At 49.4% G+C, this 13,329-nt stretch carries 14 protein-coding genes and 2 tRNA genes; 5 read left to right on the top strand and 11 right to left on the bottom strand.

Features of this window, described 5'->3' with window-relative positions:
- Positions 1–212 precede the first annotated feature (212 nt).
- Positions 213–950 (top strand): hypothetical protein, encoded by a 738-nt coding sequence (locus COV46_07950; GenBank protein PIR16548.1) that lies wholly within the window; start codon positions 213–215, stop codon positions 948–950.
- On the opposite strand, the gene COV46_07945 is transcribed toward COV46_07950, so the two are convergent.
- The 5 genes from COV46_07945 to COV46_07925 all read right to left on the bottom strand — a co-directional run bounded on the left by COV46_07945 (position 929) and on the right by COV46_07925 (position 8,110).
- Entirely contained in the window at positions 929–2,029 is a 1,101-nt protein-coding gene (locus COV46_07945; protein ID PIR16551.1) for an aminoacetone oxidase family FAD-binding enzyme, read from the bottom strand. The two genes, COV46_07950 and COV46_07945, sit on opposite strands and share 22 nt — an antisense overlap.
- A 63-nt stretch (positions 2,030–2,092) precedes the next feature.
- Complete coding sequence (locus COV46_07940; protein PIR16547.1) at positions 2,093–4,243, bottom strand: EscV/YscV/HrcV family type III secretion system export apparatus protein; 2,151 nt, start codon at positions 4,241–4,243, stop codon at positions 2,093–2,095.
- A gap of 97 nt (positions 4,244–4,340) precedes the next feature.
- Entirely contained in the window at positions 4,341–4,883 is a 543-nt protein-coding gene (locus tag COV46_07935) for a hypothetical protein (GenBank protein PIR16546.1), read from the bottom strand.
- 15 nt (positions 4,884–4,898) lie between these two features.
- A complete protein-coding gene (locus tag COV46_07930; protein ID PIR16550.1) occupies positions 4,899–5,372 on the bottom strand; it encodes a hypothetical protein in 474 nt (157 codons plus the stop codon).
- A gap of 11 nt (positions 5,373–5,383) precedes the next feature.
- Positions 5,384–8,110: a preprotein translocase subunit SecA gene (locus COV46_07925; protein PIR16545.1), complete on the bottom strand. Its 2,727-nt coding sequence runs from the start codon at positions 8,108–8,110 to the stop codon at positions 5,384–5,386.
- An 89-nt stretch (positions 8,111–8,199) separates the two neighbouring features.
- On the opposite strand from COV46_07925, the gene COV46_07920 reads away from it, so the two are divergent.
- Entirely contained in the window at positions 8,200–8,610 is a 411-nt protein-coding gene (locus COV46_07920) for a peptide chain release factor-like protein (GenBank protein PIR16544.1), read from the top strand.
- A 112-nt stretch (positions 8,611–8,722) separates the two neighbouring features.
- Here the strand turns inward: COV46_07920 and COV46_07915 are convergent, their stop codons facing one another.
- From COV46_07915 to COV46_07905, 3 genes are all read right to left on the bottom strand, one after another.
- Positions 8,723–9,238 carry an NADH-quinone oxidoreductase subunit I gene (locus COV46_07915; GenBank protein ID PIR16549.1) on the bottom strand — a complete coding sequence of 172 codons (516 nt, stop codon included), beginning with the start codon at positions 9,236–9,238 and terminating at the stop codon, positions 8,723–8,725.
- Positions 9,239–9,308: 70 nt separating this feature from the next.
- The gene (locus COV46_07910; protein ID PIR16543.1) at positions 9,309–10,043 is read right to left on the bottom strand and encodes an adenylyltransferase; all 735 of its coding nucleotides are present in this window, start codon (positions 10,041–10,043) and stop codon (positions 9,309–9,311) included.
- Positions 10,044–10,084: 41 nt separating this feature from the next.
- Positions 10,085–10,720 carry a dCTP deaminase gene (locus tag COV46_07905; protein ID PIR16542.1) on the bottom strand — a complete coding sequence of 212 codons (636 nt, stop codon included), beginning with the start codon at positions 10,718–10,720 and terminating at the stop codon, positions 10,085–10,087.
- A gap of 98 nt (positions 10,721–10,818) precedes the next feature.
- Between COV46_07905 and COV46_07900 the strand changes: the two genes are divergently transcribed.
- Positions 10,819–11,529: a monofunctional biosynthetic peptidoglycan transglycosylase gene (locus COV46_07900; protein ID PIR16541.1), complete on the top strand. Its 711-nt coding sequence runs from the start codon at positions 10,819–10,821 to the stop codon at positions 11,527–11,529.
- A gap of 80 nt (positions 11,530–11,609) precedes the next feature.
- Here the strand turns inward: COV46_07900 and COV46_07895 are convergent, their stop codons facing one another.
- Both COV46_07895 and COV46_07890 read right to left on the bottom strand, forming a co-directional pair.
- On the bottom strand, positions 11,610–11,792 hold the full coding sequence (locus COV46_07895) for a hypothetical protein (protein PIR16540.1): 183 nt from the start codon (positions 11,790–11,792) through the stop codon (positions 11,610–11,612).
- 102 nt (positions 11,793–11,894) lie between these two features.
- Positions 11,895–12,296, bottom strand: a complete 402-nt coding sequence (locus tag COV46_07890; GenBank protein PIR16539.1) for a two-component system response regulator — start codon at positions 12,294–12,296, stop codon at positions 11,895–11,897.
- Positions 12,297–12,412: 116 nt separating this feature from the next.
- Here COV46_07890 and COV46_07885 point away from each other — a divergent pair.
- Positions 12,413–12,485 (top strand) — tRNA-Lys (locus COV46_07885).
- 94 nt (positions 12,486–12,579) lie between these two features.
- Positions 12,580–12,655: transfer RNA gene (locus COV46_07880), tRNA-Glu, on the top strand.
- 160 nt (positions 12,656–12,815) lie between these two features.
- Here COV46_07880 and COV46_07875 read toward each other — a convergent pair.
- A complete protein-coding gene (locus COV46_07875; GenBank protein ID PIR16538.1) occupies positions 12,816–13,157 on the bottom strand; it encodes a hypothetical protein in 342 nt (113 codons plus the stop codon).
- Positions 13,158–13,329: the final 172 nt, after the last annotated feature.

The following is a 13,329-nucleotide window of genomic DNA, read 5'->3' as shown; positions in this document are numbered from 1 at the left end:
AATTTGGATTTTTCTCGCCTTCCATCTCACCCAGAAAAATACCACATTTTCAGCCACTTGCCAAGCCTTTCTCGAACCCACTTCTAGAATTTGCTCGAGTAGTTACTCGGATTGTGGTTTTATTTAACAACTTTTTTGTGAAACCTGCGATAATTAAAGTGTTCGCTGGGTTTACTTGAATCATTAGCGAGGGTAAAAACAAAGGAGGGTTTATGACAGACACATTTTTAAGAGCAGGATACTTACCACCTATGAGAGCGATAACCAGAATAGATACAGATGATAGAAGTGGTGGAGGGTACAGGATTACAACACGAAACTGTGGTGACAAAAGTAGTTTTTTATTTACTCATTCGATCATTTTAAAAGAACACATACGCGGAGGGGTCTCTGCACTAACATATAGGTCACTTGACAACATCGATGTACAAAACCTAACGCGTGCGCTTCGAGACATGTTGTCTGGCGACACAGATCGCACCTCCATGTTATACGCACTGTCTGCAATAAGTATGTTCCCATCCATTCAAAACACTTTTTGGCCGTCTGAAGGCCCTTACATGCTTCCTGACGCAAGCATTTATCTCGCTTCTGATGAAGCTGATCTAACCATTAGACCACGTAGAGGGGCAGATGGTTCGGTAAGATCGTTACAGGTATATTTTGACCCCGAAGGACTTATGAATTCATATGTCTTTGAAATAAATAAACTTGGGATGGTTTTTGTATATAACAAGGCGGATTCTGGCCCCTCTGCAACAGCCCCGGCACCGAATCCGTTTGAAAATATCCAGCCTTTTAATTTAAAAAAATCTGATCTACTTACTGCCACACTGAAAGCCCTCCTCCTGCCCCTCACAAATGGAACAAATAACCTCGAGACTCGGAAAGCGCTGGAATTGGTTCTCAATGCCGTCGCCGGAAACACTCAGCCGGCATGGTTTAAATAGCTTCCCATGGAGGCGGCATGAGCGCTCGCCCATGCCCAGTGAAGGTTGTAGCCGCCAAGCTCTCCGGTGACATCAAGGACCTCGCCTATGAAGAAGAGACCTTTTACCTTCTTTGACCCCATGGTTTTGGATGAGATATCTTCGGTAGAGACGCCTCCAACGGTCACCTCCGCCTTTTCAAAGCCCGCGGTTCCGGCTGGGATGAATTCAAAATAAGAACTGCGCTTTAAACGCTTGTTCAATCTGGCCGGGATATTTGAACAGCACATCGATATCTTCTGACCCGGCTTCCAGTAGGATGATATCTGTAATATAGCGGGACCGCTAAATCCGTTATGCGTGAAAATAACACCGCCATCGAAGCTCTTGCTCCCGCATGAAACCTTGGCGTCAAAGGAGACGCCTGCAAGGTCTTTGAATCGTTCGCCCTCCTTGTCACCAAACACGAGAGGAACCAGCCCGGGTCTTACATCCGTCACCTTATGCCCGAATTGCCGAGCAATTTTGTGCCCAAGGTCGGTTGCCCCAAGTTTTTTATATGAAAGTCCGCCGGTGGCAATAACAAGAGATGCCGAAGTAAATATGCCATCCTCTCCGCGCAAACGGGGACCTCGTTCATAAACCCGGTATTCCCGCTTTTGCGGGAATGACACCATGAACAGATATCCTTCTTTTTTAATATCCAAAATCCGGACGCCCTTTTTAATTATCGCACCATTCTTTTCACACTCCTTGCGAAGCGCACCGAGAAAGGCCTTGGCAGGCTGGCGACAAAAGAGCTGCCCTTTTTCCTTTTCGTAGAACGAAATATTGTTCTTTTTGAGGATAGAGTAAAGGTCGCCGGCATTGAATGACGCCAGGGCAGACTTGACGTAATCAACATTATGCGAAATATAGTTTTCAGGAGAAACGTGGGTGTTTGAGAAGTTGCATCTACCACCGCCCGAAACTAGTATCTTTTGGCCTATCTTGTCCGTATGCTCGAGCAGAGCTACCTTAAGGCCCCTCTTACCGGCCTCCTGAGCACAATAAAGCCCCGCGGCTCCGGCCCCTATTATAATGACGTCGAATTTCATAATAACTCTCATCCTTCGACAGGCATGTCCTGAGCAAGGTCGAAGGACTCAGGATGAGCGTGGATATCAAGCTGTGGCCATAGCCGGCTCCGGCATGGCGCTTCTGGGAAGCCCTACCCTTGCTATTGGCTGAATGCGTAAGTTCTCTGAAAGTTCCTGATACGAAAGGACAGAGAGCTGCGGAAATTCAAGTTCTATGATCTTGCGGAAATATCTCCTCACCTCGGCCGTCGTAAGGATAACAGGCGGCTTTGCCCCCGGAGGGAAAGGATGCGAGGCTATCTCTTTACCGACCACCTCGATTATTTCCTGTGTCACATCGGGCTCCAGGGCCAGATAGTTCCCCTTCTCTGTTCTTCTAATGGCGTTCCTTATCATATCCTCTATCTCGGGGTCTAAGAGATAGACCGCAAGCGTATTGGCAGAACCTGCGTATTTGTGGGTTATGTAGCGTTTCAGACCGGCCCGCACGTGTTCTGTTAGAAGAAGAGTGTCGCGCTCTATCTCGCCCCACTGCGCAAGTGTCGAAAAGATGGTCTTAAGATCGCGAATGGCGATATCCTCCTGGACGAGGCGCTGGAATATCTCGGTCAACTGCAGGAGGGTAATGACCTTGGGAACGAGCTCTTTAACAAGCGCGGGATGGGTCTTTTCAAGCTCGGAGAGCATGTTCTGGATCTCCTGCAGACCCAAGAACTCGTGCGCATGGCGCCGCAATATAAAAGAAAGATGGAGGATAAGATATTCGGAGGTATCCCACATTCTAAAGCCGGCCTGCGTTGCAACATCTTTGAACTCTCTGGATATCCACGTAACAACGGAGCCGTCTATCGGGTGAATGGTCTCGGTGCCTGTGATATTGAAGAGCGAAAGCTGTTCGAGCGACTCACCCACAAGGATGCAGTCCTTCATTATCTTTCCGTAGGCGACCGGGACTTCATGAATATTAATGACATACGCCTCCGGCTCCATATCGACCGTCTGACCTCTCACCTGAATACCGGGAAAGTTGACGCCCAGCTCATAATAGAGGCCGTGGCGCAAGAGTGGTATGAGCTCATTGATAAAGCGGCCGCCGTCCTGTTTATCATCGACAAAGGGAATTATGGCGGCACCAACCTCGATAGAGACCGGCGAAGGCATTATGAAAGGGAGCACGTCTCCGTGGCGTGCGACCGCTTTTTTAACAACGTCCTGCTTTGGCGTCTGCGTGACCTCCTGAACCGCCTTCTTCTTCGAACTGATCAAGTAGTAAGCGATCGCGCCGACAATGAAAGAGAGCACAAAGAACGGGGGTCCGGGAAGCCCTGGAACCACGCCCAGAAGGAGAAGAAGGACCGACGCCATGATAAGGGCCTTAGGATAGGCGGTCAACTGAGAAACTATCTCTTTTCCAAGGTTAGAGGTATCGGAGGATTCCGATGTAACGCGCGTAACGACGATACCTGCGGAGACCGAGACGATAAGGGCCGGTATCTGCTGGACAAGACCGTCGCCTATCGTCAGTAATGAATATACGCGAAGCGCCTGTTCAAGAGGCATGCCGCGCTGAACGACGCCGATTATGAATCCGGCGACGATATTGATGATGATAATGACCATGCCGGCGATGGCGTCGCCCTTAACGAACTTCATGGCTCCGTCCATGGCGCCGTACATCTGCGATTCGCGCTGGAGCGTTGATCTGCGAAGCAGGGCCTGCTCGACGTTTATTATGCCGGCGCGAAGATCGGCGTCGATGGACATCTGTTTTCCGGGCATGGCGTCCAACGTGAAACGGGCTGCCACTTCAGAGACACGCTCGGCGCCCTTTGCGATAACGATGAAGTTGACGATGGTGATGATCAAGAAGAGCACGCCGCCGACGACATAATTGCCCCCTACGACTAAATCTCCGAACGCGTTGATGACCTCGCCGGCATAACCGTAGGCAAGGATGAGGCGAGTTGAAGATATGTTAAGCGATAAGCGGAACAGCGTGCAGATAAGAAGTATAGTCGGGAACGAGGCTATTTTTAGCGCCTCGGAGATGTAGAAAGAAACGAGAAGGATGACCACCGCAAGGGTTATGCTGAACGTGAGACATACGTCCAAAAGCCATGTCGGCATCGGGACGATTATCATGCCCAGCGGAATGACTATGAACGAGGCAAAGAGAAAATCAGAATACTTGTTGAAGATCTCGTTTATCTTTAAGATGGGCAGTTTCTCGATCATTATCGTATGTCGTTCTGAGGGCGCAAGCCCGAAGAATCCCCCGTTGAACTGGAGGATTCTTCTCTCACGATCAGAACGGCGTTCGTTTATAGCACATTCACAAATACCAGACAAGATTCAAATAACCGGCAGGGATCAGATAGTTCCTGCTCTTTATCCTGTCAAAGTCGAAGGTAAACTCAGGCGCTAGAACAAAATGTTCTGTAAGACGGAACTCGTAGCCCAACCCGCTGCCAAGCGAAAAACCGACCTTGATCTCGTTCACTTCGTCAGTAACACCGGTATCGGAGTTCTGGGTCATGTTGCCGACGCTCAAACCGCCTCCGCCGTTGACATAAAGATTCTTGAAGATAAAATACTCTGCCCTCACCTGTAAATTGTAGGTTGTGTAATAGAGGTCGTTCTTGCGTGTGGCAAAGATGTTGTTATCAAGGAAGAGTATGAACTTTTCGTTGAAACCCCAGCCGACCCTGAAACGGGCGCCGCCAACTGGTTCATCGATATCCTTGGCTTCATAACCAACGCTTGGCCCCATGCCGATCATGAACCCCAGTCTATCGTTAAGGACATCCGGTTCCGCAAACGCCGCCGGTATAAAAGAGACCGTGGCAACAATGATAAATAAGGTTCTTTTTAGCATATCTCCCCCCTCGTCTTACTCGCGTGTTAGCCTGACTATCTCTTCTCTCGCTTTTGGAAATTCCTTCAAAAGCGGCCCTCTTTCCCCCAGCTCAAAATCGGCAAATTCAAATCCCGGCGACACGGTACAACCCACGAGCGCGTAATCACCTTCATTCGAATAGGCGCCAAACCACGATCCCGCGGGAACCACATATTGAGGGACCTCACCGTTCGCTATATCCGGGCCAAGGACGGTCTTTTTTGCGCCATTCTGCCCTATCTCAACTATGGTGACGGAGCCACCGGCATAAAAATGCCAGACCTCATCGGACCTTATCCTGTGTAACGCAGAAAAAGAATCGGGAACAATCATAAAATAGATGGCCGTTGAGTGATTTTTATCGCCAAACTTGCCCGCCGACCTGTAGGTCTCGCTATAAAAACCACCCTCTCCCGGCAATGGAATCAGCTTAAGCCGTTCTATAACTTCCTGCGCTGTTAATTTCATCATATTTAAGTTCATGCCCCATGGCATTTTTTGTATTTCTTTCCGCTGCCGCAGTGGCACGGATCGTTCCTTCCGACACGCGGCCCGTCGTGTTTTACCGTTGCCGGCCTTGCAAGCTCGGGCCTGTTGGCGGCCGACATGACGGCTCCGGATTGCAGCGCAGCGCCCGCTCCGGAAGATGCAGCACGCGCGAACGCGCTCCCGTCAGCATGCGCCTCGTGTATCTGCTGTTTCTTTTTTGCCACCTGAAGGTTGCTCACCTGTTCCACCTGCTCCTGCTTTACCTGAACTCGGTATACCTTTTCAACGACGTCGGCGGTGAACCTGTCCATCATGGCGGCGAACATTGCATACCCTTCCTTCTTATATTCAAGAAGCGGGTCCTTTTGACCGTAGCCCCTAAGCCCAACGCCCTCTTTTAAATGATCCATCTGTAAAAGATGGTCCTTCCAGAGAGAATCAAGGGTAGATAGAATGATGAACTTTTCGATATGACGCATTATGGGAACGCCGTATATCTTTTCCTTTTCTTCATAGTACGTGGAGAGGTAATTATAAAGTTCGGCCCCCACATGATCGTTCGTGAGCATTTCGGTGGGAAGGTTCTTGATGGAAAATTCAACTCCGAACGAGTTCTTTATCTTCTCTTCGAACGACCTTGATTCGAAGGTGTCGAGATCAACCTTGTCAGGAACGAATTCGTCTATTATGCCGGAGACTGTCTGGTCGGTCATATCGACGATCTTCTCCTTGCAATCCTCCGAACCCAAAAGCTCCCGGCGCAGACCATAGACGGTGGTCCTCTGCTGGTTCATTACATCGTCATATTCAAGGATATGTTTACGAAGCGAGAAGTTATGATCTTCGACGCGCTTTTGGGCGTTGGCGATGGCCTTAGAAAGCCACGGATGTTCTATTACCTCATCTTCGCCCATACCAAGACGCTCCATGAGTCCCTTTATCTTGTCGCCACCGAAAACGCGCAGGAGATCGTCCTCAAGTGAAAGATAAAAAGTGGATGCGCCGGGGTCGCCCTGACGACCCGCGCGGCCGCGTAGCTGGTTATCGATACGTCTGCTTTCGTGGCGTTCGGTACCGAGGATGGAAAGTCCCCCGACGCTCACAACATCGTCGTGCTCTTTTGTACACTCCTCCTTGAACTTTGCATAGGTCTCTATGAATATGTCATCGGTCGGATGGATGTCCGGACCCAGCTTGTGTCTGGTAAGGCCTTCGGGATTTCCGCCGAGAACTATATCGACACCGCGGCCCGCCATGTTGGTGGCTATCGTCACTCCGCCTTTTCGCCCCGCCTGCGCGATTATCTCGGCCTCTTTTTCGTGGTGTTTGGCGTTAAGCACATTGTGCTTTACGCCGAAACGGGAGAGCATGTGGGCGATATGCTCCGATTTTTCGATCGATATGGTGCCCACAAGGACAGGCTGACCTTTTTTGTGAAGCTCTCTTATCTGTTCGACCACCGCCTTGTATTTTGCCTCTTCTGTCTTGTAGATCATGTCGGCGTTGTCACTCCTCACCATCGGCATGTTGGTGGGGATGACGACTATCTCTAGGTTGTAGATCTTCGCGAATTCAGCGGCCTCGGTATCGGCGGTGCCCGTCATGCCGGCGAGTTTTTTATACATCCTGAAATAGTTCTGGAACGTGATAGTGGCTAGGGTCTGGTTCTCATTCTCGATGCGAACGCCCTCTTTTGACTCCACCGCCTGATGAAGCCCGTCGCTCCAGCGTCGTCCGGGCATTAACCTCCCGGTGAACTCGTCGACGATAACCACTTCGCCTTCTTTAACAACGTAGTCAACGTCGCGCTTGAAAAGAACGTGCGCGCGCAACGCCTGATTCACATGATGAAGGAGCGAAATGTTCCGCGGATCGTAGAGGTTCTCGCAATCAAGACGCTTTTCTGCGGTGGCAACGCCTTTATCGGTAAGGGTTACCGAACGCGCTTTTTCATCGACCGTATAGTCTGTTTCGTTCTTGAAGAACGGTATTATCTGGTTGACCGTGTAATATAGCTGCGTTGATTCCTCCGCCGGACCGGAGATGATGAGCGGTGTCCTGGCTTCGTCTATCAGGATGGAATCGACCTCGTCGACTATCGCAAAATTAAGCGGCCTTTGAACGAACTCGCCGGTCGAGTATTTCATGTTGTCGCGAAGATAGTCGAATCCAAACTCGTTGTTAGTGCCGTAGGTGATATCGCAGGCGTAAGCCTCTTTTCTCTGGGCGTCGGTAAGGCCGTGAACAACGGAACCGACGCTAAGACCTAAGAATTTATAAAGCTGGCCCATCCATTCGGCATCGCGTTTTGCAAGGTAGTCGTTGACGGTGACAAGATGAACACCCTTCCCTTCGAGTGCGTTAAGATATATGGCCAGCGTTGCGACAAGGGTCTTTCCTTCACCGGTCCTCATTTCGGATATCTTTCCTTCGTGAAGCACGATACCGCCTATCATTTGAACGTCAAAGTGGCGCATGTTAAGCGCTCGTTTGCCGCCTTCGCGAACTACCGCAAAGGCCTCGGGAAGAATATCGTTGAGAGTTTCACCGCTACCAAGGCGTTCTCTAAACTCTACTCTCTTTCCGCGAAGCTCGTCATCTGAAAGCACTGATATGGACGGTTCAAACCCGTTTATTTTTGCGACCAGCGGCGCTATCCTTTTTAGTTCGCGCTCGTTCTTGGTCCCTACTATCTTTCGTGCAATATACTTGAACATGGTCGCGCCAACCTATTGGTAACTATTTAAAATTGCAAGAATAAATTAGCTTTACTTTGGGAGAATAAAACTTTAAATAAGGGCAAGTCATGTTGGTATCTACCGGAAAACTTTTGGAGCTTGCAAACAGGATGGAGGCTGTGGGACTTAAAGAGGCCGACATCTCGGAACACTTCATTCGCGCATCCGGCGCCGGCGGCCAAAAGGTCGATAAAACCTCTTCGTGCGTGGTGCTTAAACATATTCCAACGGGTCTTGAGGTCAAATGTCAGATAGAGCGGAGTCAGTCGCTTAACCGGTTCCTTGCTAGGAGAATACTTTTAGAAAAACTGGAAAAACGCTGTTATGGCGCTCAAAGCGCGGAAGAACAGCGGATATGGAAGATAAGAAAACAAAAGAAGAGGCGCTCAAAAAAGGCCAAAGAGAAGATGCTTGCGAACAAACGCCATCACGCCGAAAAGAAAGCCCTCCGGCAAAAACATCGTCTCGCTGTGGATTAGCAGGCTTTAAGCCTGCGATGAAGTATCGCATACTTACAGTTTTTAATAAAGGTATTACTAACCAAAGGTTAAAATACTATAAAGTGTGCTATTCCGAAGTGGGCCACTCAACTTACAGCGCGCTCGAATAAGGGCTTTGGCCTTCCGCGCTATTACTAAGCAGTCTGTTCTTATCGTAGACAAGGTCCTGACGCGTGTAGTTCGAATTTTCGTACTTGTAGGTGTCCATTCTTACGGCATCGCACGGGCAGGCCTCGACACATAATCCACAAAAAACGCAGCGCAGTTCATCTATCGTATATTCCTTTGCACGCTTTTCTATCAAAGGGTCCGGCGACTCTTCGGCGACGATAGTTATGCAGTCCGCCGGACATGCGGTGGCGCAAAGCATGCACGCTGTACAGCGGATGGTGCCGTCGGGTCTTTTCATCAAACGATGTTCGGCCCTGTAGCCGAACGGGATCTCTTTCTTCTGTTCAGGATATTCAACCGTCATCCTTGTTTTCATATGAATGAAGTTGTCCAAAAAATGGCGGATGGTGATCGAAAGACCGCGCAAAATTTCCGGGAGGTAAATCCTTTCCCAGAGGGTTAGCTTTTCAGGACGAGTTACCTGTTTTATGCCTATCATATTTATAATCCCCTCCTTTGTGAGGAGGGGTATGGGGAGGTAGATATCCACCACGCCTAGCCTCCCCTTACAAAGGGGCGGAACATATATTGCATTTTGAATCTTTGTTCACCTCAAGCTGTTTCATTCTGCCTGTGAGCCCGTCAAATATCAAGAGCTTTCCTGTTAAAGATTCTCCGATCTCACAGATAAGTTTTATCGCCTCCAGAGCCTGAAGCGTTCCCATCACTCCGGGCATCATTCCAAGTATCCCCGCAACGCTCCCCTTTGGCGCAACGGTCTCGGGCGGCGGTTCCGGAAATACGCAGGCAAAACACGGGCCATTCTTGGCATCAAAAACGCTTATCTGCCCCTGATACTTGAGAATAGAGCCGTAGATGAGAGGCTTTGAAAGTCTTACGGCCGCCTTGTTTTCTATATATCTTGCCTCGAAGTTATCGGTACATCCCAAAATGATATCATAGTCCTTAAAGATCTTCTCGGCGTTCTTTTCGTCAAGCTTTGTTTCATGTACCTTTATTTTGATGTCGGAGTTAAGTTCTTTCAGGGTCTTTCCGGCGGAGGCCGCCTTGTTCTCACCTATTCTTTTGGCTGTATGTATCACCTGACGATGAAGGTTAATAAGTTCGACCTTGTCGGGATCGGCAATTCCAACGGTTCCCACTCCGGCGCCGGCAAGATAGAGCGCCGCGGGGCTGCCGAGTCCGCCGGCACCGACTATCAGCACCTTGGCCCTTGTTATCAGCCTCTGGCCATCTTCGCCTATTTCGGTGAGAGTTATTTGTCTTATATATCTATTCAATCAGATCCTCTGGCTTGCGTACTCAGGCACTTACGCACTTATCATGTCTTCGCATGAGTTATCTCTTTTTGCGCCTGATACTTGCCCTTTTTATCGGCGTAGGAGGTTGCGCAGACGTCGCTTGCCTCGAGGAATATCAACTGCCCTATTCCTTCGTTGGCGTAGATGCGCGCCGGCAGAGGCGTTGCGTTGGATATCGCGATCGTCGCGTATCCTTCCCACTCAGGTTCAAAAGGGGTCACGTGAATATATATTCCGCATCTGGCGTAGGTAGATTTGCCGAACGTTATCGTCAGAATATTACGCGGAATCCTGAAATATTCGACCGTCCTTGCAAGTACGTATCCGTTGGGAGGGATTTCACAAATATCACCCTTGAATTCCCTGAAATGGAGGTGATTAAAATCCTTGGGGTCTATTATAATGGGGGGAACGACCGGCTCGGAAGACCTCGCCATTTCCCCCCAATCCCCTTTCGCTTGCGCTGGCAAAGCCAGTCGCTCGCTCACTGATCTAATCGGGTCGAATATCTTGAACTCGTCGGCTATCCTGAAATCGTAGCCGTAGGACGAGGTGCCAAAGGATATGCCGGTCTTTACCTGTCCGGGCTCAAATGGCTCTATCATCCCGTATTTCCGCGCCGTTTCGATTATCCATGTGTCAGATTTTATTGTCATATCACCCCTTATTCTTCGAGCTACCCCGACAATTGTCGGGGAGTCGAGAAACAAAATTTAGATTCTCAACATGTTCGGAATACTAAATTTTGTTTTGCATGCATAACAAATATATTATAAAAGGCAATAAACTTATGCGTAAGAGGCGTAAAAAACAGATAGTTATGGCCGTCACCGTCCTGATGGGGCTAGTGTGGTTCTACGGCCTTTACGAGGCCTTCGCCCTCCCCGACACCGTCATTCTCCGCACCAAGAACCCTACCACCACCGCATTCATAGAGCGATTCAAAGAAAAGAACCCGAAGGTAAAAATCCGGCGGACATGGGTGCCCTACAACAAGATATCTTCCTATCTAAAAGATGCCGTCATCGCCGCCGAAGACGACGAGTTCTTCGAGCACATCGGATTCAACTGGGAGGCTATTAAAAGGGCCGCTAGATACGACTGGAAAAAGAAGAAGCTTGCCCGAGGCGCAAGCACCATAACCCAGCAACTGGCAAGGAACCTTTATCTTACGCCTTCTAAGAACCCGTTCCGAAAACTGAAAGAGCTCTTCATTGCGCTAAAACTTGAACGCGAACTCTCCAAACAGCGCATCTTGGAACTATATCTTAACGTTGTTGAGTGGGGAAAAGGGATCTATGGATGCGAAGCGGCGGCCAAGAACTATTTCGGCAGATCGTGCGCTTCGCTTTCTGCCTCGGAAGCGGCCTATCTGGCCTCTATTCTACCCAGCCCTCGCAAATGGGGCCGTCGAGCGCCTTCTCTCACCCCTCGCGCCGAAAAGATAATGCGCAGAATAGATTAGAATAAAAAAATGCCGGAGCAGTCCCTCACAACTCCGGCATTTCGGCACTATTCACAGTTAACAGTCAACAGTTAACTATCTTAAAGATCTTGCGGCTTGATCGTCTGACGTCTGTTCTCTTTCGTTCTGTTAATTGCCTCATCGATCAATGCATAGACCTTGTCTGACAATGCAGGTACTGCTTCTGCGCTTGTCATCATGCCTTTGGACTTCACATAGTCCTTCACCTTGGATACGACTACCAGCGTTTCCTTCTCTGCCATAAATGCCTCCTGTTGTGTTGGGTTACAACGACTTTATGGGCCCTTTTGCAGGAGGACCCATTTTTTGTCAAGAATTAAAATGAAGCGGATCTGAAAAATCGTTCAGGAAATATTTTCCCCTATAACTTTCAAGAGTTCTTTTTCGTCAAAAGGTTTCACAATGTAGCCCTTTGCACCGCAAGTCATTCCCCTTTTCACGCACTCTATCTGTTCAAGACTTGTCAGAAACACGACCGGAATATCTTTTGTTTCTGGATCGCTACGCAAACGCTCGCAGACATCAAAACCGTCAGTACCGGGCATCAGGACGTCGAGAAGTATAAGGCCCGGTTTTGACTCCCTAGCCACAACAAGTCCCTCTTCACCGTGACTGGCCTGAAGAACTTCGTAACCTTCTTTTGTAAGCCTGGCATTTAACAATCTAATGACATCTGGGGCGTCATCTATTATAAGTATCTTCTTCATGGCTTCATTGTAACTCTCTTTAAAATATATATCAACCATTAATACATGTTAGAATTCAAAAACTTGCTGATTTTATTTGACATTTAGCCCCTCTTTTCATATGCTCCGCCAGTTTTTGGCATCCTTATTTGACAACAATTTTTTCGCCCTCTTGTGGGGCGCTAGCTCAGTTGGTAGAGCACCGCCCTTTTAAGGCGGGTGTCCCGGGTCCGAGTCCCGGGCGCCTCACTGGCGGGCGGAAGAATTGTGTCAACTCAGCCATGCGGGTGTCCCGGGTCCGAACCCTGACGCCTCACCGGTTGACAATCAAGGCCAATAAAACGTCCCCATCGTCTAGGGGCCTAGGACATCGCCCTTTCACGGCGACGACCGGAGTTCGAATCTCCGTGGGGACGCCATTGACAGGTAGGCAGTATCGGTAGAGCTTGGTGAGGTTTACTTCACCTTCAGCGACATACCGATACTGCCTTTCCTGTTTTTTGGGCATCATTTTTATGGGCTTTGGGAACAGGGCTTTGAGGTAATGATTGGCTCTGCCAACGTCCATAGCCAATCTCGTCAAGGTTGCCCAAGACGCTCTGGATGGCCGCTGGTGTGATTAATACCCCTTTGGGCTCCTTGACCCTTCAGGTTGTTTATTTGTGCCTTCAGGAGTTGCTCTCTGGCCTCGGCCTTTTCCAATGCCTCGGCAACGGCATTTGAAGCGTGGCCATCCCGTATAAAGCTGACACAGTTGCGGACTTCCTTTTCAACCAGCTTCAGCTCCTCCTCAATGCCCCGTATTTTTTTCAGGGATAATTGCAAAATCCGCTGCATGTCGGCAGGTGATTCCGCTGGATGCCGGCACCCTATTCCGGAGCATGCCGGCAGGTATTTTGATTTAGCCGGAATAAAATTCATACTGAGCAAATTGCCATAGAGCACGAAGAGGCGTATCTGGGCAACCTTTCAGGAGAGCGCACACGACCGGCTTGTAACTATACAATCTTATTGACTTCTGGGCGCCTCTAAAAACCTGCTTGTTCTGTCATTGCGAGCCCCGAAGGGGCGCGGCAATCTCCAGCAAACACTT

The sequence above is a fragment of the Deltaproteobacteria bacterium CG11_big_fil_rev_8_21_14_0_20_49_13 genome (assembly GCA_002796305.1).
Classification (GTDB): Bacteria; UBA10199; UBA10199.
This window is presented reverse-complemented; position numbering and strand designations above follow the sequence as displayed.